Origin of the sequence: Streptomyces sp. NPDC002588, assembly GCF_040295925.1 — a bacterium.
In the GTDB taxonomy this organism is placed as follows: Bacteria; Actinomycetota; Actinomycetes; order Streptomycetales; family Streptomycetaceae; genus Streptomyces.
On sequence record NZ_JBEOWF010000042.1, the window covers coordinates 82,661 to 104,183 of the forward strand.

Annotated in this window: 15 protein-coding genes; 11 read left to right on the forward strand and 4 right to left on the reverse strand. The window is 71.5% G+C overall.

Going from position 1 to position 21,523, the window contains the following annotated elements; translation table 11 throughout:
- Nucleotides 1-30 precede the first annotated feature (30 nt).
- The gene (locus ABT057_RS37225; RefSeq protein ID WP_352348317.1) at nucleotides 31-1,275 is read right to left on the reverse strand and encodes an MFS transporter; all 1,245 of its coding nucleotides are present in this window, start codon (nucleotides 1,273-1,275) and stop codon (nucleotides 31-33) included.
- A gap of 140 nt (nucleotides 1,276-1,415) precedes the next feature.
- Between ABT057_RS37225 and ABT057_RS37230 the strand changes: the two genes are divergently transcribed.
- Entirely contained in the window at nucleotides 1,416-2,351 is a 936-nt protein-coding gene (locus tag ABT057_RS37230; protein WP_352348318.1) for a LysR family transcriptional regulator, read from the forward strand.
- Nucleotides 2,352-2,459: 108 nt separating this feature from the next.
- Here the strand turns inward: ABT057_RS37230 and ABT057_RS37235 are convergent, their stop codons facing one another.
- Nucleotides 2,460-3,803: a pectate lyase family protein gene (locus ABT057_RS37235; RefSeq protein ID WP_352348319.1), complete on the reverse strand. Its 1,344-nt coding sequence runs from the start codon at nucleotides 3,801-3,803 to the stop codon at nucleotides 2,460-2,462.
- A 197-nt stretch (nucleotides 3,804-4,000) separates the two neighbouring features.
- On the opposite strand from ABT057_RS37235, the gene ABT057_RS37240 reads away from it, so the two are divergent.
- The 4 genes from ABT057_RS37240 to ABT057_RS37255 all read left to right on the forward strand — a co-directional run bounded on the left by ABT057_RS37240 (nucleotide 4,001) and on the right by ABT057_RS37255 (nucleotide 11,505).
- Entirely contained in the window at nucleotides 4,001-6,460 is a 2,460-nt protein-coding gene (locus tag ABT057_RS37240) for an FG-GAP-like repeat-containing protein (protein ID WP_352348320.1), read from the forward strand.
- An 81-nt stretch (nucleotides 6,461-6,541) separates the two neighbouring features.
- Entirely contained in the window at nucleotides 6,542-9,619 is a 3,078-nt protein-coding gene (locus ABT057_RS37245; protein ID WP_352348321.1) for an FG-GAP repeat domain-containing protein, read from the forward strand.
- A gap of 14 nt (nucleotides 9,620-9,633) precedes the next feature.
- On the forward strand, nucleotides 9,634-10,287 hold the full coding sequence (locus tag ABT057_RS37250; RefSeq protein WP_352348322.1) for a hypothetical protein: 654 nt from the start codon (nucleotides 9,634-9,636) through the stop codon (nucleotides 10,285-10,287).
- 120 nt (nucleotides 10,288-10,407) lie between these two features.
- A complete protein-coding gene (locus ABT057_RS37255; RefSeq protein ID WP_352348323.1) occupies nucleotides 10,408-11,505 on the forward strand; it encodes an AI-2E family transporter in 1,098 nt (365 codons plus the stop codon).
- Here the strand turns inward: ABT057_RS37255 and ABT057_RS37260 are convergent.
- Nucleotides 11,424-13,622, reverse strand: coding sequence for a SpoIIE family protein phosphatase (locus ABT057_RS37260; RefSeq protein WP_352348324.1), 2,199 nt, complete (start codon nucleotides 13,620-13,622; stop codon nucleotides 11,424-11,426). The two genes, ABT057_RS37255 and ABT057_RS37260, sit on opposite strands and share 82 nt — an antisense overlap.
- Nucleotides 13,623-13,780: 158 nt before the next feature.
- Here ABT057_RS37260 and aspS point away from each other — a divergent pair, with 158 nt between their 5' ends.
- From aspS to ABT057_RS37275, 3 genes are all read left to right on the forward strand, one after another.
- Nucleotides 13,781-15,544: an aspartate--tRNA ligase gene (aspS, locus tag ABT057_RS37265; RefSeq protein WP_352348325.1), complete on the forward strand. Its 1,764-nt coding sequence runs from the start codon at nucleotides 13,781-13,783 to the stop codon at nucleotides 15,542-15,544.
- Between the two features lie 136 nt (nucleotides 15,545-15,680).
- Nucleotides 15,681-16,643, forward strand: coding sequence for an intradiol ring-cleavage dioxygenase (locus tag ABT057_RS37270; RefSeq protein ID WP_352348326.1), 963 nt, complete (start codon nucleotides 15,681-15,683; stop codon nucleotides 16,641-16,643).
- Nucleotides 16,644-16,743: 100 nt separating this feature from the next.
- Entirely contained in the window at nucleotides 16,744-17,718 is a 975-nt protein-coding gene (locus ABT057_RS37275) for an intradiol ring-cleavage dioxygenase (RefSeq protein ID WP_502974028.1), read from the forward strand.
- Between the two features lie 34 nt (nucleotides 17,719-17,752).
- Here the strand turns inward: ABT057_RS37275 and ABT057_RS37280 are convergent, their stop codons facing one another.
- The gene (locus ABT057_RS37280) at nucleotides 17,753-19,315 is read right to left on the reverse strand and encodes an MFS transporter (protein ID WP_352348327.1); all 1,563 of its coding nucleotides are present in this window, start codon (nucleotides 19,313-19,315) and stop codon (nucleotides 17,753-17,755) included.
- Between the two features lie 88 nt (nucleotides 19,316-19,403).
- Between ABT057_RS37280 and ABT057_RS37285 the strand changes: the two genes are divergently transcribed.
- The 3 genes from ABT057_RS37285 (at nucleotide 19,404) to ABT057_RS37295 (ending at nucleotide 21,433) form a co-directional block, all read left to right on the forward strand.
- On the forward strand, nucleotides 19,404-19,973 hold the full coding sequence (locus tag ABT057_RS37285) for a helix-turn-helix domain-containing protein (RefSeq protein ID WP_352348328.1): 570 nt from the start codon (nucleotides 19,404-19,406) through the stop codon (nucleotides 19,971-19,973).
- 92 nt (nucleotides 19,974-20,065) lie between these two features.
- Nucleotides 20,066-20,914: a class I SAM-dependent methyltransferase gene (locus ABT057_RS37290; protein ID WP_352348329.1), complete on the forward strand. Its 849-nt coding sequence runs from the start codon at nucleotides 20,066-20,068 to the stop codon at nucleotides 20,912-20,914.
- 138 nt (nucleotides 20,915-21,052) lie between these two features.
- Nucleotides 21,053-21,433: a hypothetical protein gene (locus ABT057_RS37295; protein WP_352348330.1), complete on the forward strand. Its 381-nt coding sequence runs from the start codon at nucleotides 21,053-21,055 to the stop codon at nucleotides 21,431-21,433.
- Nucleotides 21,434-21,523 lie beyond the last annotated feature (90 nt).

A 21,523-nucleotide genomic window follows, 5' to 3' on the forward strand; every position in this document is an offset into this window, starting at 1 on the left:
GCGCGTGGCGTTCGGAGAAGTCGTGGTGCCTCATGAGTGGCTGCGGGACAGTTCCGGCTCGTGCTGCCACGTCTGGTCCTGTCGGGGAAGCAGGAGTGGTGTGGTCAGGATGAGCAGTCCCGCGACCGTGAGAGCGGTGCGTGGGCTGGTGACGTCGGCGAGCAGCCCGGCGAGTGCGGTGAGGACTGCGATGGACGCCTGCTGGCCGATCGACCAGGCCGACAGGGTGCGGGCGACGAGATGCTTGGGAGTGTGTTCGAGCCGGTAGGTGGCGAGCACCGGGCCGTACAGGCTCATGTTGATGATGATCGCCAGCTCGACGGCCATCACGGTGACGAGACCGACGACACCGGGACGGACGAAGGCCAGACCGATCAGCCAGATGGCACGCAGGGTGCCGACGGTCCGGAAGACCCGGCGCCGGCCGAAGCGGGCCACGACACGGCGGGCCAGCCGGGAGCCGATGAGTCCGCCGAGGCAGGGGGCGGCGAAGGCGAGGGCGTACTGCCAGGGTGGGAACCCGAGCCGGCGAAGCAGGAGCACGGCCAGCAGCGGCTCGGTGGCCATGATCAGACCCGAGACGAGCATTTGGTTGAGGTAGAGCGGCCGCAGACCGGGGTGGCCCATGATGTGTCGCCAGCCGTCGAACAGTGCGCCCGCCCGGAGCGGGCTCTTGTCGGTCGTCCGCGGCGCTTCTTCCTGGTCGCGGATCGCGGTGATGCCCAGCGCGGAGAGCAGGTAGCTGAGCGCGTCGGCCACCACGGTGGTGACCGGCCCGAACAGGCCGATCGCCGCCCCGCCCAGCGGTGGTCCGACCGCGATGGAGCTCCAGTTCGTGGACTCGAACCGCGCGTTGGCGACGAGCAGGTCGTCCGGCCGCACGAGGGCCTTGAGGTAGGCGCCGCCGGCCGCGTTGAAGGCGATCTTCGCTGCGGCGACCACGGCCGAGACCACGAGCAGTTGGACGAAACCGAGCCATCCGAAGGCGTAGGCGACCGGGATCGTCGCCATGGCCGCAAACCGGGCCAGGTCCATCATGATCATGACCGGGCGCTTGCGCCGGAACTCCACCCACGGCGCGAGCGGCACCGCGATCAGCGCACCCACCGCGGGCCCCACCGCGGACAGCGCGGACACCTCGGCAGGGCCGGCATGCAACACCAGCACGGCGATCAGCGGCAACGCCCCGAACCCCAGCCCCGACCCGTACGCGCTCACCGCGTACGACGCCCACAGCCAGCCGAACCGCCGGCCCAACCGTCTCCTGCCCGACATGCTCAGCGCACTCTCCTTGAGGTCCCGACCGAACAAACCGACGTTGACCGAGGAGAGGTAAGCGGGCAGGACAACGGCAGGTCAAACAACTGACCCGCCAGCAATCCACAACCACCGGTTGTTCACTAAGCTGGGTCGGCGTGGAGCTCGAAGCAGTGCGTACCTTTGTCGCCGTCGCGGAAGCGGGCCAGTTCCAGAAGGCCGCCGTCGACCTGTCGATCACCCAGCAGGCCGTCTCCAAACGCATTGCCGCGCTGGAGCACGACCTCGGTGTGCGGTTGTTCACCCGTGCCCCACGCGGCGCCGAGCTCACCATCGACGGGCAGGCGTTCCTGCCCCACGCACGCGAGCTGCTACGTGTCGCCGAGCGTGCGGGCGCGTCCGTGCGCCCCGGCCGCCGTCCGCTGCGCGTCGACGTGATCGGCTCGCGCGGCGCACAGTCGGGCCTGATGCGCGGCTTCCACGGCGCACACCCCGACATCGACCTCGACGTGGTGATGCTGCTCGACATCGAGACGGCCGTCGCCGCCATCCGCTCCGGTGCGATCGACGCGTCCTTCCGCGCCGTCGCCGCTCCCAGCCTGCCCCTTCCCACGGACATCGAGTCCGTGCGGGTGCTCGACGAGCCGCTCCAACTCCTCACCGGCCCAGCCCACGCACTGGCGGGTGCCCGGTCGGTGCCCCTCGCTCAGCTCGCCGGGCACCGCATCTGGATGCCCGGCATCGTCCCCGGCAGCGAGTGGGCCGCCTACTACGACGACCTCGTCGCCGAGTTCGGCCTCACCATCGAGGTGACCGGCCCCAACTTCGGCTCCGACGCGCTCCTCGACACCATCGCCGACACCCCGGCCCTGGCCACCTTCATGGGCGAGCACACCCGCCTCATCTGGCCCGCCGACCACGGCCTGCGCCGCATCCCGGTCACCGACCCGACGCCCGTCTACCCGCACTCGCTCCTCTGGCACCGCGACAACCCCCACCCGGCGCTGGCCACCCTCCGCACCCACCTGGCAGCCACGACGGCCGGCCACGACACCGCCGGGACCTGGACACCGGGCTGGGTGATTCCGCGCTGAACGGCCCCCCGCGCGCGGCCGGCCCCGCCTGGCGCAGGCGGTCAAGCTCCCCGCGCGAACGTGAGGGCCGGGGGCTCGTGGTTCCTCGGCCCTCACGCGTCTCGGGTGCTACTTGAGCACGCCCGCACCCGTCGTCGTCGCCAGCGACGTCGGCAGGTCCTTCGCCGAGGACTCGAGGCCGGCGGTCAGGGTCGGGGTCCAGTTGACCGTGGTCTTGAGGTCCTTCGACGACGCGGCGTTGTACGCGGCGACCAGGTCGGTCACCGTGCCGTTGACGAGGTTGCCGCTGCCCTTGACCGAGCCGGTGCCGTCTCCGCTGAGCAGCTTCGCGATCTTGCCGCCCGCCGGGACCTTCCAGTAGTTGTTCTCCGCGACGACCTGGGCCTTGGCACGGGAGTTGATGCTGTACTGCGTCGCGTAGCCGTTGAGGGTCGTGACGTCGTAGTAGTTGTTGTAGATGTGCACCTGGCCGACCCGGGTCAGCGGGGCGCGCTGGACGATGCCCTTCCAGATGTTGTGGTGGAGCGAGACGCGCAGCTTGCCGCTGGGCTCACTGTCGCTGCTGCCGATCAGCATGGTCTTGTCGTGGTTGGTGAACTGGTTGCGCGAGACGGTCACCAGGTCCGAGCTCTTGGTGATGTCGAGGGCGCCATCGTGGATCTGGTACTCGCGGCCGTAGTACTTCGGGTTGGAGCTGTCGAAGTGGGCGGCGTCGGTGAACGTGTTGTGGTCGGCCCACACGTGGGTGGCGCCGCGCAGGGTGACCGAGTCGTAGTTGGAGTTCCAGTTGCCGTCGTCGCCGTCGGTCGGGTCCCACTGCGGGAAGCAGTCCTCGGTGGCGGAGAAGGCCAGGTTGCGGACGATGACGTTGTCCACGTTCTGGATCTGGAGCATGCCGCCGGTGATCCCGGCGCTCGTGCCCGGCACGCCCACGACCGTGGTGTTGGCGGGCACCTTGAAGACGATGTTCTTCGCCTGCTTGGTCTGCGCGGCGGCCCGCGCCTTCTCCTGGGTGCCGGAGGGGAGCTTCGAACGGCCGTAGGTGGCGGGGTCGTACGCCTTCAGATAGGCGGACAGCGAGTAGCCGGTGCCCGACGAGTAGTCGGCGCAGGTCAGCTTCTTGCCGGCGTCGTTCGTGTTGGCGTCGATGGTGCCCTTGATCTTGACGATCCGGGGGGTGGTGTCGGACGCCGAGCCCAGCGCCTTCACGAGCTCGGCGCGGGTGGAGACGGTGAAGGTGTGTGCGGCGTCGGCCTTGCTGCCACCGGTGGTGCCCGTGCCGGAGGAGGCCCAGCCGTCCTTCGCGGCGAGCGTCTGGTGGTAGAGGTCCGCGGCCGAGGCGTTCGCGTTCATCACGACGACACCGGCACCGACGCCGGCGGCCACGACGGCGGCCGAGACCACGAGGGTGCGGCGGGTGCGGAGGGACCGGCGGTGGGAGGGAGCTGCCACGGGGGATCCTTACGGGAAACGGGGAGGAGCGGGCTTACGTCCTGTCAGTGGCCGCCGGGCCGTGAAGAGTTGCCGCCGCTCGAGGAATTTCCTCCGGCACCGTCCGTCACATCTTCGAACATCTTCACGAGTTCCTCACCAGCGCCCTAAAGTGCCCCAGGGGCGAACGCCCCACAACGGGGAGGGACTTCAACGCGATGGGCCACTCAGCCCTGCCGTCACACCGCCGCCGCAGCGCGGCCGCAGCACTCGTCACCGTCTCGCTCGCCCTCGCGGGCGGCACGCTCCCGGTCTCGCCGGCCGCCGCCGCGACCGTGCTGCCGCCGTGGACCAGCCCGGTGAGGCTCCACACCGACAAGTCCGAGGTCCAGGACGCCGTCGTCACCAAGGACGGCACGACCGTGGCCGTCTGGACCCAGGACAGCACCGGCCGGCTCTACGCGGCCACGCGCCCCGCGAACAGCGACACCTGGACCAAGCAGGTCGTGTCCGCCGAAGTCGTCGGCGAGGCGCACCTCGCGGCCCGGCCGGACGGATCGGTCGCCGTGCTGTGGACCACCACCTCGCACGTCGCCTCCGCCACCCTGGGCGCCGGACAGTCCGCCTGGTCGCAGCCCACGGTGATCGCCGCCAACGAGACCACGGCCTTCGAGAACCCCGACATCGCCGTGGGGCCCGGCGGGACGCTCGCCGCCGTGTGGAGCCAGCGGGTCTGGAGTTCCGGCAGGAGTGAGGCGTACGCCGCCACCCTGGCCACGGGAGACAGTTGGTCAGCCCCGGCAAAGGTCAGCAACGCCGCCACCTACGCGGGCCTCGGCTACGGGACCGTCGGGCGGCCGCAGATCGCGTTCGACGGGCAGGGCGGGCTCGTCGTCTCGTACTGGATGAACGTGAACACCCAGTACTACCGGGTGATGACCAACGCCAGGCCGTTCGGCACGGACACCTGGCCGACCCCGCAGGAGATCGCGGCTTCCAGGGAGCTGCCCACGCTGGCCTCCGCCCCGGACGGCTCGGTCCATCTGGTGTGGCAGGACGGGAACGGCACCCTGCAGACCATGGGGCGCCCGGACGCGGCCTCCGCGTGGGGCCCGCCGCAGACCGCCGCCACCGCCGTCGGCGACCCCGGCGGCGTGCCGGAGCCGCTGGCCGGACCCGACGGTGACATCACCCTCGTCTGGTTCGACCGGGCCGCGGGCGCCGAGGACGTGCGGACCACCACCTACGACAGCTCCACCGGCGTCTGGTCGGCGCCGAAGACCCTGTCCGCCGGGGTCGCGAAACCCTCCTCCGACGCCACCATCGCCCCGGACGGCTCGGTCCACGCACTGTGGCCGGAACTCGACGCCGATCAGCGCAACACCTCCCTCTGGGAGGCCACCCTCGTCGACGGGACGTGGACGTCCGCCCGCCGGGTGGGCGGCGGCACGTCGGTGCGCGGCGAGATCGTGGCGGACGCCGCCGGCACCGCCACCGCCGTCTGGGGGCCGGCGTCCGGCATCTCGGCCGACACGGACGTGTTCGCCTCCCGCACCGCCTGGCCCGCCCTCACGGTGACGGGCAGGACGGTGCCGGCCACCGTGCCGCTCAAGGGCACCACCTCGTCCAGCGCCGCCTGGAAGCCGAGCTGGACGACGAACTCCGCCGTCTCCTCCTGGACCCTCACCCTCACCGACGCCGCGGGCCGCACCCTCCGCACCCTCACCGGCTCCCCCGGCTCCGCCACGACGATCGCCCCCGTCTGGAACGGCCGCACCTCGGCGGGCGCCCTCGCGCCCAACGGACGTCTGAAGTGGACCCTGAAAGCAGTCCAGTACGGCTCCGGCACCGCCTCCACCCTCGCGACCGGCACCGCGGCGGTGACCGGCGGCGCCGCCGTCCTCCGCGACTTCGGCGGCCGCGACGGCACCCCCGACGGCGTCGGCGACCTTCTCGCCCTGGACTCCGCCGGCCGGCTGCGCTGGTTCCACGGCAGCGGCGGCCTGCTGGAAGCCGGCAACACCGGCTCCGGCTGGTCGACGGGCATCAGGGCGGTGCCCTTCGGCGACCTGAGCGGCGACCGCTGCAACGACGTCCTCGTCCGCACCGGCGACGCCCTGCGCGCCTACCGTCCCGGCTGCGGCGCTGCGGTCACCCCGTCGACGTCGTACAGGACGATCTCCGCGACGGGCTGGAAGCAGTACGACATCCTGACCGCCCCCGGCGACGTCACGAAGGACGGCCGCCCCGACCTCATCGCCCGCAACTCCACGACCGGCGCGGTCTACCTCTACAAGGGCACCAGCACCGGCACCCTGTCCGCGCGCGTGAAGCTGTACGACAACTGGAAGACGTACAAGAAGATCGTCGGCGTCGGCGACCTCAACGGCGACGGCATCGGCGACCTGATCGCCCAGGACAAGTCGAACAACCTGTACCGCTACTTCGGCAAGGGCGACGGCACGTTCTCGGCCCGCACGAAGCTGTTCACCAACTGGGGCGCCTCCTACAACGTCGTGGTCGGCGTCGGCGACGTCACCGGCGACGGCAAGGCCGACCTGGTCGCACGCGACACCGCGGGCAACCTCTACCGCCAGTCCGGCAATGGCAACGGCTCCTTCGGCACCCGCGTGAAGATCAACAACGGCGCCTTCGGGGGCTACAAGGCCCTGTTCTGAGGCAGGTTCTGAGGCAAAGCCCTGCTAAAATCGCCCACTTGTTCGGGGGCAGGGGGCCCTCGGGGGGAAGGACCAGCACACGTGGGCAGACACGCCCGGAGAGCGGGCGGCGCGACCGCCGCCCTCTCCGCACTCGCCGTAGCCGTCGCGACCGTCGCCGCCACCACCGGCGGCGGCACCGCGAACGCCACAGGCACCACAGGCACCACCGAAATCACGCTCACCGACCCGGCCTCGGCCACCCCGCGCACCGAACGGCCGCTGGTCGCCGGGCAGACGGGCTATCTGCACCGGCAGAGCGACGTCGCCGGGCTGCTGTGGACGGACTACACCACCGGCGCCACGGTCACCGTGGAGAACGCGGACGGCGTCTACCCGCCCGCCTCACCCTGCGCCGCCGTCACCAGCGCGTGCCGCACCGCCTGGTACGGCTCGGACGGCGACCTCGTCGCCCTGCCGACGGCGCTGTCGTCGAAGTCCGTCACCCTCTGGGACCCGGCGACGCGCACGACGTCCACCGTCACCTCCGCCTACAACTACCGTGCGCTCGCGGGCAAGACGGTCGTCACCGGCCACACCCTCATCGACTTCCCCGAAGGACAGCGGCGGGAGCGCACGATCACCGGCGAGAGCGCGACCACCATCGCGGACAACACGGTGGGCGCCGCCGACTCCCGCGGCGTCCTGGTGAAGACCAGCACCACGATCTCCTACATCGACGTGGACACGGCCGTCTCCAAGTTCGCCTTCGAGAACGTGGACTACGACGGGTACGCCGTCCTGAGCGAGGACCGGTTCGGCTGGTACGACACCGACGACGGCGACCTCCATCTGAAGTCCCGTACCGACCCGGCCGGCGCCGAGCAGACCTACGACCTGCCGTACGCCGGTGACCTGGACGGCGCCCCCGTCCTCGTCGGCGACCGGCTGCTGCTGCCCCTGGACGCCGGCTCCGTCTCCGTCTCCGGGTCGAAGCTGACGGCCGTGACGCTCACCGACGGCTCCTCGGAGACCCTGCTGGCCGCCGCCGACCCCTACCCGCTGGCCGCCTCCGGCGACACCGTCCTGGTCAGCGGCGGAACCGGCGCCGACGACTGGTGGCTGAAGCGCGTCGACCAGGGCACCACCACCCTCACCGACGTGGCCCGCGTCCCCGCCGTGGAGAAGGCCAAGATCGGCCTCGCCCTCAGCCGGGGCAGCCTCCGTGTGGTGGAGACCGGCACCGGCAGCTCGGTCCGCACCCTCACCACCGACGGCGGCGCCACCCTCACGTCCTCGGCCGCCACCGACAGCGCCAAGATCAGCGCCACCTGCCCGTACACCGGCGTCACCTGCACCCCCCTGTGGGGCAACACGGGCTACGACCCGCAGGACGTCTACCTCACCACGTACACCGACGCGACCGACCGGAAGCTGGACCGGATCAGGGTCGTCGGTTCGTCCAACCCGATCGAGTTCGGCACCTCCGACGGCACGCTCGTCGACGTCTCCGACAGCTATCTGGTCTACCAGTCCGGCGGCGCCTCGCCCACCCAGTACGTCTGGGAGGTGTACCAGGGCCAGAAGCTGAAGCGGAGCGCCCGCGCCGCCGCCCTGAACGGCCCCACCCTCTGGAGCGCCACCTCCACCACCGGCCAGGTCACCTCCTACAGCCTCACCGACGCGAAGACCCTCGGCACGGTCACGATCCCCGGAGCCGGCTGCGTCCCCACCGAGCTCCAGGCGGCGGGCCGCTGGCTGTACTGGGCGTGCGGCACGGCTTCGGCGGGTGTGTACGACACCAAGGCCCGCACCTCGGTCGCGGTCGCCCCGGGCGACGTTCTCCTGGGTGACGGCTTCACTGTCCGCCACGACCACACCGCCGACGAGCTGGTCCTCACCGAGGCGGCCACCGGCACCACCCGCACACTGGCCTCCGCGATCCCGGACACCGGCCTGTCCACGGACCGCCGCCACCGCTGGACGGTCGACGAGTACACCGGCCTGGTCGCGTGGTTCGACGACTACGAGCGCACCCACGTGGCCACGACCGGGATGAGCCCTTCGACGCCGACCGCGCTCGAGACGTCGATCGACGACTCCACGAGCACCGTGGGCTCCTCGAACTTCTGGAACGGCGTCTGGCTGCTGTCCCGCCCGGTCAGCTCCTGGTCGCTGACCCTCTCCTCGGAGCAGAGCGGCCCGACCGGCAAGGCCACCCGCACGATCACCGGCGGCGCGGCCACCGCGTACGTCGACGCCCAGTGGAACGGCCTGACCTCGGCCCGCGTCCGCTTCCCCAACGGCCGCTACACGTGGACGCTGAGCGCGACCGGCCTCGGCACCTCCACGGCCACTACGGTGGCCGGCGGCACCCGCTACCTGACGGAGGGCTCCCCGGTCCGCCACGACTACGGCAGTGTGGACGGCCCCGACGGCATCGGCGACCTGCTCACCATCAACACCTCCGGAGGCCTCACCGTCCACCGGGGCACGGGTTCCGGGAAGTTCTCGGAGAAGGTCACCGGCACGGGCTGGCCCAAGACCATCACAGCCGTCTCCTTCGGCGACCTGAGCGGCGATCGCTGCAACGACGTCCTGGTCCGGCTGAGCAGCGGGGCCCTGCGCCTGTACAAGCCGGGCTGCAACGCGGCGGTCAAGCCGTCGGCGAAGTACACCACCCTCTCCACCAGCGGATGGAACCAGTACGACGTCCTCACCTCCCCCGGCGATCTGACCAAGGACGGCCGCCCGGACCTCGTCGCCCGCAACACCTCCACCGGCGCCGTCTACCTCTACAAGGGCACCTCCACCGGAAAGCTCTCCGCACGCGTGAAGCTGTACGACAACTGGAAGACGTACAAGAAGATCGTCGGCGTCGGCGACCTCAACGGCGACGGGATCGGCGACCTGCTCACCCAGGACAAGTCCAACAACCTCTACCGGCACTACGGCAAGGGCGACGGCACCTTCTCCGCACGCGTGAAGCTCTTCGCCGGCTGGGGAGCGTCGTACAACGCGGTCGTCGGTGTCGGCGACCTCAACCACGACGGCAAGGTGGACCTGGTCGCGCGGGACAGCGGCGGCAAGCTGTACCGCCAGTACGGCGACGGCAAGGGCTCCTTCGGCAGCCGAACACTGATCAGCTCGGGCTGGAGCGGCTACAAGGCCCTGTTCTGAGCCATGAATCCAGGGTGAGCCTTCCCGAATCCCACCGCCGTCTTCTGGCGGACGTCCTCGGCCCGCCGGCCGGCGCCCCCTTCGCGCTGGCCGGCGGATACGCCCTCGAGGCGCACGGCCTGCTGGAGCGCCCGCACGCGAACATCGACCTGGCCACGGAGAGCGGCGAGCCGACGCGTCGCCTGGCGTGGGCGCTGGGCGCCGCGCTGACCGGCCTCGGGCATGAGGTGGGCATCGAGGACACGACGCCGCTCACGGCGCACCTCACGGTGGGAGGCGTCGCTCTGACGCTCCACAAGGAGGTCTTCTCGGCACCGCCGGTCCCCACCGCCTACGGCCCGGCCCTCTCCCTCCAGGACGCCGTGGGCACCAAGATGCGCGCCCTGTACGGCCGGGGCCTCGCCGTCGACCTGATCGACGCCCGCGCGGCGGCCGCCCGCTTCAGCTTCCCCGAGCTGGAGGAACTGGCCCGCCGTCACCTCCGCGACGACGACTTCGACCTGCCCGCGCTCCAGGACCGGCTGACGGGCACGGACCACTACCCGGACACCGCGTTCACCGCCCACGGCCTGACCGAGGCCGGCATCACCGGACTGCGGGCCTGGGCCCAGTCCTGGTCCACGGACATCGCCGAGCGGCTGTTGGAGGACGGCGCGTCACCGGACTAGCGGCCGGACTGACGGACCGGACCTGACCGACGCACCGGACCGGCGGGCGGACTGACGGGGCGTCACCCGGGCGGCCCGTCCGCGCAGGACAGCCCGCTCCCGGCGTGGTCCGCTGGACGCGTGCAGTCGCTCCCCGCCCCCGTCCGCCGGCTCGCCGCCTGGTGCGCGGTGATCCTGCTCGTCGCGGGCGTGGCGTACGTCGGGATCCGGCTGTGCGCCACGTTCCGTACGGCGGTGACGCCGGTCCTGCTGGCCCTGCTCGGAACGGCCCTGCTCAGGCCGTTCTACGGGCGGCTGGTGAAGGCTCGGGTGCCGCGGTCGACGGCGGCGGCGCTGACCTGCGTGGCCGTCGTGGGCGTGGTCGGCGGGGCGGTGTACGTCGTGGTCGCCGCGCTGATCGACACCGGCGACCAGATCGTGGCCTCGCTGAAGGACGCGGCGCGGAGCGTCGCCGACCACTTCGGGGCGGCCGGGACCTCGCTGGACGATCTCGCCGCCAACTCCAAGGATCTGCTGGCGAAGTTCGGCGGGACGGCCGCCTCCAACGTCATCAGCGGGGTCAGCGTCGTCGGCGAGTCCATCGCCATGGCCGTCCTCGCCCTGCTGCTGGTCTTCTTCTTCCTGCGCGACTCGCACCGGGCGGCCGGCGCCCTGCGCTCCGTCGCCCCCGGCGGGACGGCGGACACCCTGGAGGCCATGGCGCGGCGGGCGTTCGCGGCGGTGGAGGGGTTCATGCGGGGGACCACCTTCATCGCCTTCATCGACGCCGTGTGCATCACGGTCGGGCTGCTGGTGCTCCGCGTCCCGGGCGCGGTGGGCCTGGGCGCCCTCGTCTTCGTCGGCGCCTACATCCCCTACCTCGGTGCCTTCCTGTCCGGGGCGGTCGCCGTGCTGGTCGCCCTCGCCGACCGGGGGTTCGTGATCGCGCTGTGGGCGCTGGGGGTCGTCCTCGCCGTGCAGGTCCTCGAGGGGCATGTGCTCCAGCCGGTCATCCAGAGCCGGACGGTGCAGATGCACCCGGCGGCCGTGATGCTCGCGATCACCGCGGGGGCGTCGGTGGCCGGCATCCTCGGCATGCTCTTCGCCGTACCCCTGACGGCGGCCGGTTTCGGCGTACTGCACGAACTGCGGACGCGTCACGGCACTCCCGGGCCGTCGGGGTCACCGGAGCCAACGGGGTCGGAGCCGACGGAGCCACCGGAGCCGTCGGGCGCGTAGAGCGCGTCGCCGGCCTCGTAGAGCTCGAACCAGATGGTCTTGCCCTCGCCCCGCGGCGCCACCCCCCAGATGTCCGCGAGCAGTTCGATGAGGACCAGGCCGCGTCCTGAGGAGGCCAGTTCACCGGGGCGGCGCTTGTGCGGGAGGTCGTCGCCTGCGTCGGTGACCTCGATCCGGATCCGGCGCTCCCCGGGCGTCCCGGTGACCTCGGCGACCAGCAGCGCGTCGGCGTCCGTGTGGACGAGGACGTTCGTCAGGGCCTCGGAGACGAGCAGGACCGCCGAGTCGACCTGGTCGGCGCTCGGCCAGTCGTGCAGCAGCTCGCGCAGCTGCTGCCGGCCCACCGCGATCCGCTCGGGCTCGGCCTGCGCGACCGTCAGCATGGTGCGCCGTACGGATGCCGGGGCCGGGGCGGCGGCGACCGGGCCGCAGCCCGCCCCGCCGTGACGGCACAGCAGCAGTACGGCGATGTCGTCGCCGCGGCGGTCGGCGAACGGGCCGGTGGTGTGGTGGGAGGACGGTCCGTGCACGGCCTGGACGAGGGCGTCGGCCAGCTCCTCCAGATCGCCCTCGTGGCCCTCGAGGATGCCCCGGACCCGCTGCCAGCCGGTGTCGAGGTCGTGGCCGCCGGTCTCCAGCAGGCCGTCGGTGCACAGCAGCAGCGACTCGCCGGGTTCCAGGGCGAGGCGGGTGGTGGGGTAGTCGGCGTCCGGGTCGATGCCCAGGGGCAGCCCGCCGGCGGTGGCGCGGGCCAGGACCGTGCCGTCGGCCATCCGGACGGCCGGGTCGAGATGCCCGGCCCTCGCCGCCTCCAGGAGGCCGGTCACGGGATCGACCTCGATGTACAGGCAGGTGGCGAAGCGTGTGTCCTCGCCGTTCTCGGCCTGGTTGATGCCGTGGAAGAAGTGGGAGGCGCGGGAGAGCACGGCGTCGGGGCGGTGGCCCTCGGCGGCGTAGGCCCGCAGCGCTATCCGCAGTTGGCCCATCAGTCCGGCGGCGCGCACGTCGTGTCCCTGCACGTCCCCGATGACCAGAGCGAACCTCTGGTTCGGCAGCGGGATCATGTCGTACCAGTCGCCGCCGACCTGGAGGCCGCCGCCGGTCGGTATGTAGCGGGCGGCCAGGGTCATGCCCGGTATCTCGGGGCCGAGCGTGGGCAGCATCGAGCGTTGCAGACCGTCGGTCAGCTCACGCTGGGTCTCGGCGGCGCTCGCCCGGGTGAGGGCCTGGGCCAGCATGCGGGCGACCGTGGTGAGCACGGACCGCTCATCAGGGGTGAAGGCCACCGGGTGGGTGAAGGCGGCCATCCAGGCGCCCATCGTCCGCCCGGCCACGGTCAGCGGCAGGAAGGCCCAGGACTCCCGGCCGAAGTGCGCGGCCAGCGGCCAGGTGAGCGGATAGCGGTCCTTGTACTGGGCGGGCGAGGAGAGATAGACGGCCCGCCCGGTGCGGACGACCTCGGCGGCCGGGTAGTCCGTCTCCACCGGCATGTGGGTGAAGGGGCCCTCGTCGCCGGGCCGCTGCCCGTGGTGGCCGATGAGCGTCAGACGGTCGCCCGTGACGCCGAAGACGGCGAGGCCGTCCGGCGAGAATCCGGGCATCGCCAGGCCCGCCGCGACCCGCAGTACCTCCGCCGTGGACCGGGCCTCCGCCAGCGCCCGGCCGGCGTCCAGCAGGAACGCCTCCCGGGAGCGCCGCCAGTCACCGGTGACGGCGGTCCGGTCGGCGGGGGTGCCCGGCCGGGGCTCGGTGACCTCCTGGAGGGTGCCGATCAGCTCGTAGGCCCGCTTCGCCGGGTCGAACGACGGCTTGGAGCGGCTGCGGACCACCCGCACGATCCGCCCCCGCTCGTCCATGATCCGGATGCGCACCTCGGCGAGGGTCCCCTCGGCGACGGCGAGCTGGACCACTCCGGTGATCTCGTTCCAGTCCACGGGGTGCAGCCGGGCCCTGGTCTGGGCCTCGGTGAGGACCGTCTGCTCGGCGGGCAGCCCGAGCAACCGGGCGGCCTCGGCATCGACCGTGACCAGCCCGGTGGAGGTGTTCCAGTGCCACAGGCCGGTCGCGAGGGAGGCGAGGACCTCCCCCACGGCGGGCAGAGGCTCGCCAGTGCGCATTGCCCCACTTTAAGAAGACGGCATCGAAAGATGCCACCGATCACCCCCCAGGTATTGCGGGAGGCGATCTTTGCCCGGCCGGTACCCTGGGGGTTGTTTCACGTGAAACACGCTCCCTCGAAGCGTGCTCCCTATCCACGAAGGCTGGACGAACGACGATGCATCGGTACAGGTCCCACACCTGCGGCGAGCTCCGCTCCTCTGACGTCGGCGCCGACGTCCGACTGAGTGGCTGGCTGCACAATCGGCGCGACCTGGGCGGCATCCTCTTCATCGATCTGCGTGACCACTACGGCATCACCCAGCTGGTCGCCCGTCCGGGTACGCCCGCGTACGAGGCGCTGGACAAGCTGACCAAGGAGTCGACGGTCCGTGTCGACGGCAAGGTCGTCTCGCGCGGCGCGGAGAACATCAACGCCGACCTGCCCACGGGTGAGGTCGAGGTCGAGGTCGGCGAGGTGGAGCTGCTCGGTGCCGCCCAGCCGCTGCCGTTCACGATCAACACCGAGGACGGGGTCAACGAGGAGCGGCGCCTGGAGTACCGCTTCCTGGACCTGCGCCGCGAACGCATGCACCGCAACATCATGCTGCGTACGGCGGTCATCTCGGCCATCCGCCACAAGATGGTGGCCCTCGGCTTCAACGAGATGGCGACCCCGATCCTGACGGCGACCTCCCCCGAGGGCGCCCGCGACTTCGTGGTCCCCTCCCGGCTGCACGCGGGCCGGTTCTACGCCCTCCCGCAGGCGCCGCAGCAGTTCAAGCAGCTGCTGATGATCTCCGGCTTCGACCGCTACTTCCAGATCGCGCCCTGCTTCCGCGACGAGGACGCCCGCGCCGACCGCTCGCCGGGCGAGTTCTACCAGCTCGACGTCGAGATGAGCTTCGTCGAGCAGGAGGACGTCTTCCAGCCGATCGAGAAGCTCATGACCGAGCTGTTCACCGAGTTCGGCGGTGGCCGCGAGGTCACCTCGCCGTTCCCGCGGATCCCGTTCCGCGAGTCGATGCTGAAGTACGGCTCCGACAAGCCGGACCTGCGCGCCCAGTTGGAGCTCGTCGACATCACCGACATCTTCGAGGGCTCGGAGTTCAAGGCGTTCGCCGGCAAGCACGTGCGCGCGCTGCCGGTGCCGGACGTCTCCGCCCAGCCCCGCAAGTTCTTCGACCAGCTCGGCGAGTACGCGATCTCCCAGGGCGCCAAGGGCCTGGCCTGGGTCCGCGTCGCCGAGGACGGCTCACTGTCCGGTCCGATCGCGAAGTTCCTCACCGAGGAGAACGTCGCCGAGCTGACCAAGCGCCTGTCGCTGGCCGCCGGGCACGCGGTGTTCTTCGGCGCGGGCGAGTTCGACGAGGTCTCGAAGATCATGGGCGCGGTGCGGGTGGAAGCCGCCAGGCGTGCCGGTCACTTCGAGGAGAACGTCTTCCGGTTCTGCTGGATCGTCGACTTCCCGATGTTCGAGAAGGACGAGGACACCGGGAAGATCGACTTCTCGCACAACCCGTTCTCGATGCCGCAGGGTGGTATGGAGGCCCTGGAGAACCAGGACCCGCTGGACATCCTGGCCTGGCAGTACGACATCGTCTGCAACGGCGTGGAGCTGTCCTCGGGCGCGATCCGCAACCACGAGCCGGACATCATGCTGAAGGCCTTCGGCATCGCGGGCTACGACCACGAGACGGTGGAGCGCGAGTTCGCCGGCATGCTGCGCGCGTTCCGCTTCGGCGCCCCGCCGCACGGTGGCATCGCGCCCGGCGTCGACCGCATCGTCATGCTCCTCGCGGACGAGCCGAACATCCGCGAGACGATCGCCTTCCCGCTCAACGGCAACGCCCAGGACCTGATGATGGGCGCGCCGACGGAGCTGGAGGAGTCCCGGCTGCGCGAGCTGCACCTGAACATCAGGAAGCCGCAGCCGAAGTAGGTCACGCGACAGGGGCGGGAAACCGAGGTCGGTTTCCCGCCCCTGTTCCGTTTCCATGGCCGAAGACTTCAGGTTTCTCAGGAATCCACAGTCGTCACCCATGGTAAGAACAGCCTTCTTACCTAACGTCCGGGGCATGACGGGAAACACCGAAGAACACACCACCCCCCAGCCCGAAGGACCCGCGCACAAGCGGAACATGACGCGACGTAAGGTCGTCGTCGCGGGCGGCGCGGCCGTGGTCGGCGTCGGCGCGGCCGGCGCGCTGGCCATGTCCGCCTCCGCGGACGAGGCGACGGAGGCGACGAGCACCGAGTCCGCCTCCGCGACCGGTACCGCGGCGGAGACCTGCTACAAGCTGACCTCGGAGACCACCGAAGGCCCCTACTACATCGACGCGGACAAGCTCCGCCAGGACATCACCGAGGACAACGAGGGCATCCCGCTGACCCTCCAGCTCAAGGTGATCGACGCCGCCACCTGCAAGCCGGTCGTGGACGCGGCCGTGGACATCTGGCACTGCGACGCCCTCGGCCTCTACTCGGGCTACGAGAGCTTCTCCCAGGGTGGCGGCACGGCCCCCACGGACGCGCCCACCGACGCTCCCTCCGGCACCCCCACGGACATCCCGACCGGCACGCCCACCGGTGAGCCCCCGTCGGGCGGCGGCGGTGGCGGCCACGAGGAGCCCACCAGCGACACCCGCTACCTGCGCGGCACCTGGAAGACGGACAAGAAGGGGTGCGTCACCTTCACGAGCATCTTCCCCGGCTGGTACCAGGGCCGCACCGTCCACATCCACACCAAGGTCCACGTGGACGGCGAGTGGACCGACGCCGGGTACGAGGGCGGGCAGACCTGCCACACCGGCCAGTTCTTCTTCGACGAGGAGTCGGTCCTGCTCTCCGCGGAGGTGGAGCCGTACTCGACGAGCACGACGACCCGCACCACGCTCACCGAGGACACGATCTACGACCAGAGCGGCACCACGGGCGGTCTGCTCAAGCTGAAGTACAACAAGAAGAACATCTCGAAGGGCGTGATCGGGTCCATCACGATGGGCGTCGACACGGACGCGACGAACGACGGCACCAGCTGACACCCGGCCGCCGTCGATTTCCGGCCCCTTTCGTGCGTGAGCGCGAAAGGGCGCCGTTTTCTCAGCTCGCTGACAGGGTTCACATCTAGCTTACATGCTCATGACAATCGAACCCCGGGAACCCCAAGAGGCAAGCGAGACGAGTGAGACAAGCGGGACAAGCGAGCTGACCCGCCGCCGGGTGGTCGCCGTGGGCGCGGGCGCGATCGCCGTGGCGGGACTCGGCGGCGCACTCGCCGTCGACGCCGTCGCGGGCGAGCGGACCCCGGCCGGGAAAACCCCGAAGGGCGCACCGCCCGAGGACTGCTACGTCCTCACCTCGGAAGCGGTCGAGGGCCCCTACTACATCGACGCCGACAAGATCCGCAAGGACGTCACCGAGGACCGCGAGGGCATCCCGCTCGTCCTCGCCCTCAAGGTCATCGACTCCGAGACCTGCCGCCCCATCCGCAACGCGGCCGTCGACATCTGGCACTGCGACGCGGTGGGCGTCTACTCCGGCTACGAGAACATGGGCAGCGGCGGAGGCGGCCCCGCCCCCACGGGCGAGCCCCCGACCGGCACCCCGACCGACATCCCGACGGGCCCGCCCCCCGGTGGCGGCGGTGGCGGCCACCAGGAACCCACGGACGACACCCGCTACCTGCGCGGCACCTGGAAGACGGACCGGCACGGCCACGTCACCTTCAGGACGGTCTTCCCCGGCTGGTACCGCGGCCGCTGCGTCCACATCCACACCAAGGTCCACGTGGACGGCGAGTGGACCGACGCGGGCTACGAGGGCGGGCACACCTGCCACACCGGCCAGTTCTTCTTCGACGAGGAGTCCGTGATCGCCACGGAGACCGTGGAGCCGTACGTCTCCAACACGGCCGAACGCACGACCCTCACCGAGGACACGATCTACGACCAGTCCGGCGCGACGGGCGGCCTGCTCCGGCTCCGCTACGACAAACGGGACATCAGCAAGGGCGTCCACGCGACACTGACCGTCGGCGTCGACCCGACCGCCACCCACGACGGCCAGGGCGCCCCGCCCGCACCGAGCACCTCCCCCTCGGCCTCGGCGAGCTAGTGCCGCGAGCCGGACGGGACGGTCGGCACATGCCCTAGGTTTCGAGGACTGCGGGCGCTTCCGGTTCCGGTGAGCGCTCGCGCTCCGGTCCCCGGGCGAGTACGTGGAGGAAGAGGGCGGCCATGACGGCGACCCCGGTCCACATGGCGTGCTGCCAGCCCTCGACGAACGACTCCCGGGCGGCGCGCACCAGCGCCCGCGCCTGGGGGCCGGCCTGGTGCGCGGCGTCGAGGGCGTTGGCCACTCCCTCGCGCGCGGCGCCGGCCGGCCCCTGGGGGACGCCGTCGAGCCGGGAGTCGACGGCGTCGCGGTAGCCGGCCGACAGGAGCGCTCCGAGCAGGGCGACACCGAGCGCGGTGCCGAACTCGCGGGTGACGTCGTTGAGCGCGGACGCGACTCCCTGGCGCCCGGCCGGGAGGGCGCCGGTGATGGCCTCGGTGGACGGGGTCATCGACAGGCCCATGCCGAGGCCCATGGCGAGCATGCCGGGAAGGACCGACAGGTAGCCGCCGTCGACGGAGACGATCGCGGCCATGAGCGCCAGACCGGCGCCGGCCACGAAGACACCTGCCGCCATGGTCGCCCGGGGACCGACCCTCGCGGCCAGCCGCGGTGCGAGACCGGAGGCCGCCATCATCACGACGGCCATCGGCATCAGCGCCAGTGTGGACAGCAGCCCCGACCAGCCGAGGACGGCCTGGAAGAACGGGAAGAGGACCACGAAGACACCCGCTTGGACCCCGAAGACCACCAGGAGGGTGATCGAGCCGCCGGCCAGAGCGCGCCCGCCGAACAGACGCACATCCAGCAGCGCGGCATCCCGGCGGCGCAGTTCCCAGGCCACGAAGCCGACGGCGCCCGCGACCCCGACGACCAGGCCGAGCAGGGTCGCGTGCGCGGTCCAGCCCCGCTCTGGCCCCTCCTGGAGGACGAAGATCAGCCCGACCACGGCGACGACGGAGGTCAGCGCGCCCACGGTGTCGTAGGCGTGCCCGGACGTCTCACGGGAGTCGGGGACGGACCGCAGCGTCAGGGCGACGGCTACCACGACGAGCGCGACGGGCAGCACGAAGAGCCACCGCCAGCTCGCCACGTCGACCAGGGCGGCCGAGAGGAACATGCCCAGGATGCCGCCGCCTCCGGCCACACCGGTCCACACGCCGATGGCCCGTCCGCGCTCTTCCTCGGGGAAGGTGGAGGTGATCACGGCGAGCGTGATGGGCATGATCATCGCCGCGCCCACTCCGCTGAGCAGGCGCGCGGCGAGCATGACCGCGGCCGACGGGGCGAGCCCCGCCGCCGCACCGGCGACGCCGAAGACGATCAGGCCGGTGAGCAGCATGGGCCTGCGGCCCCAGCGGTCGCCGAGCGCGCCGAGCGGCAGCAGGAGGGCGGCCAGGCCGAGGGTGTAGATGTTGATGATCCAGAGGATCGTGCGCTGCGAGGCGCCGAAGGCGACGGCCAGGTCGGGCTGGGCGACGTTGAGCCCGGACACCGAGGCGACGACGGCCATCAACGCGACACAGACGGCGACCAGGATCGTGCGACGCTGCCGCGCGTCGGACACGCCGCCCTCGCCGGGCTGGTTCGTACTCATGGATCCCTTTCGATGAGGTGGGGCGTTGGGGGGATCGAGCACGAACGACGCTAACCACGCCTTGCCGCAGGGGCATACGATGTTGCCCATGACGCAAGACGATGGTGAGTTGGACGGCCTGGTACGCAAACGCATCCGCGCCCTGCGCGTGGCCCAGGGCTGGTCCCTGGAGGAGCTGGCCGCCCGCGCCAAGGTCAGTCAGTCCACGCTCAGCCGCATCGAGAACGGCCGGCGCCGCCTGGCCCTGGACCAGCTCGTCACCCTCGCCCGCGCCCTGGACACCTCCCTCGACCAGCTGGTCGAGACCGCCACGGACGACGTCGTCTCCAGCCCGATGATCGACGCCGCGCACGGCCGGATGCGCTGGCCCATCAAGGCGGAACCCGGCATGACCGTCGTACGCCAGCGCATGACCGACCCGCCGCCCGACCATCCCTCGGGCATGCGCGCCCACCCGGGCCGCGAATGGCTCGTCGTCCTGTCCGGCACCGCGATCCTGCTCCTGGGCAACCGGCGCCTGCGGATCGAGACCAACCAGGCGGCGGAGTTCCCGACGATGCTCCCGCACGCCATCGGCACCGCGGGCGGGCCGTGCGACATCCTGGGCCTCTTCGACCGCGACGCCCGCCGCGGCCACCAGCGCGGCGACGAAGCGTGACCGTTTGCGTGTTCCGCAGCGCGGGCGGCCATCGTCTTGCCCATCCCGCAACACACCGGTCCGCACGCCGACGGCATGCCTAGCGTGGGCGCATGAATCCCCCCTCCGCGCGCACAGCGCAGGACGCACCCCCGCACGTTCACGACCAGACGGAGATCCTCGACCTGGACGCGGAGGTGCTGGCCGAACACACCGCGTCCATCACCGCCTGGCTGCCCGTCGAGTCCGGCCCCCGCCACATCGTGGACCTGGGCTGCGGCACCGGAGCCGGCACCCTCGCCCTCCTCGAGCGCTTCCCCGGGGCAGAGCTGACGGCCGTCGACTCCTCGGCCGTCCACCTGCGCCGTCTGGCGGAGAAAACGGCCGCGGCCGGGGCAGCCGACCGCGTGCGTATCGTGCAGGCCGACCTCGACGGGACGGCGTGGCCCGAACTCGGCACTCCGGAACTGGTCTGGGCGTCGGCCTCGATGCACCACATGGCAGACCCCGACCGCACCCTGCGCCAGGTCCGCGACCTCCTGGCACCGGGCGGGCTGTTCGCCGTCGTCGAGCTGCCCGGCTTCCCGCGGTTCCTCCCCGAGGGCGCGCCCGAGGACGCTCCCGGTCTCGAGGAACGCTGCCATGCCGCACTCGACCGCCGGCACGCCGCGCACCTCCCCCACCGCGGCGCCGACTGGGGAGCCAGGCTGACGAAAGCCGGCTTCTCCGTCGAGGACGAACGCACCATCACCGTCGACATCGGCCCGTCCCCCACCGACGCGGTGGGCCGCTACGCGCTCAGCAGTCTGCGCCGTATGCGCGGCGGTGTCGCATCCGCCCTGTCCACCGAGGACCTGACCGCTCTCGACCGGCTGCTCGATCCCGACAGCCCGCACGGCATCCTGCGCCGCGGCGATCTGCGGGTGCGCACCGAGCGCACGGTGTGGGCCGCCCGCGGCTGAGTTGTCCCGCTTGTCCCGCCCCTTGGAAACCTCACCGGCTCCACACAGGAATCCCGATGGGTGATCACAGCGCCCTGCCTTCTCATGGAGGAGGAGGCAGCCGACGAGGGTTCGGCGGGACAAGGGAGGAAACGGGCCATGGCATTCGCAGTCACGCTCTCGGTAGTGCTGATCGTCGGCGCGGCGGTGGCCGTGACGGCCCAGCACCGGGCCCACCGCACCCGCACCCCGTCCGACCTGGACGCGGAGGCCGACGCGAACCACGCCCTCGTACGCCTCACGGGCGGCCTGGTCCCGCCCGACGCCCGCACGTGGTCGGGCGCGGACGAGGAGACGGCCCGCGCACTGACGAGAGCGGCGGAGTGCCGGCAGGAGGCCCGCTCCCTCCTCGCGACGGCCCGCACGGCGGCGGAGTACGGCGAGGTGTCACGGGTGGCGGGGGAGGGCCTGGCACATCTGCGGACGGCACGCACGGGCCTGGGCCTCGACGCGCCGCTCCTCGCGACCACGTCCCGCTAGTGCCGCGGCAGGCAACGTTCGCCCCGTCGCGACGCCCGGCACGCTCCCCCACTCTCGACTTCGCTCGAGCGGGAGGGGCCCCCACCGCCG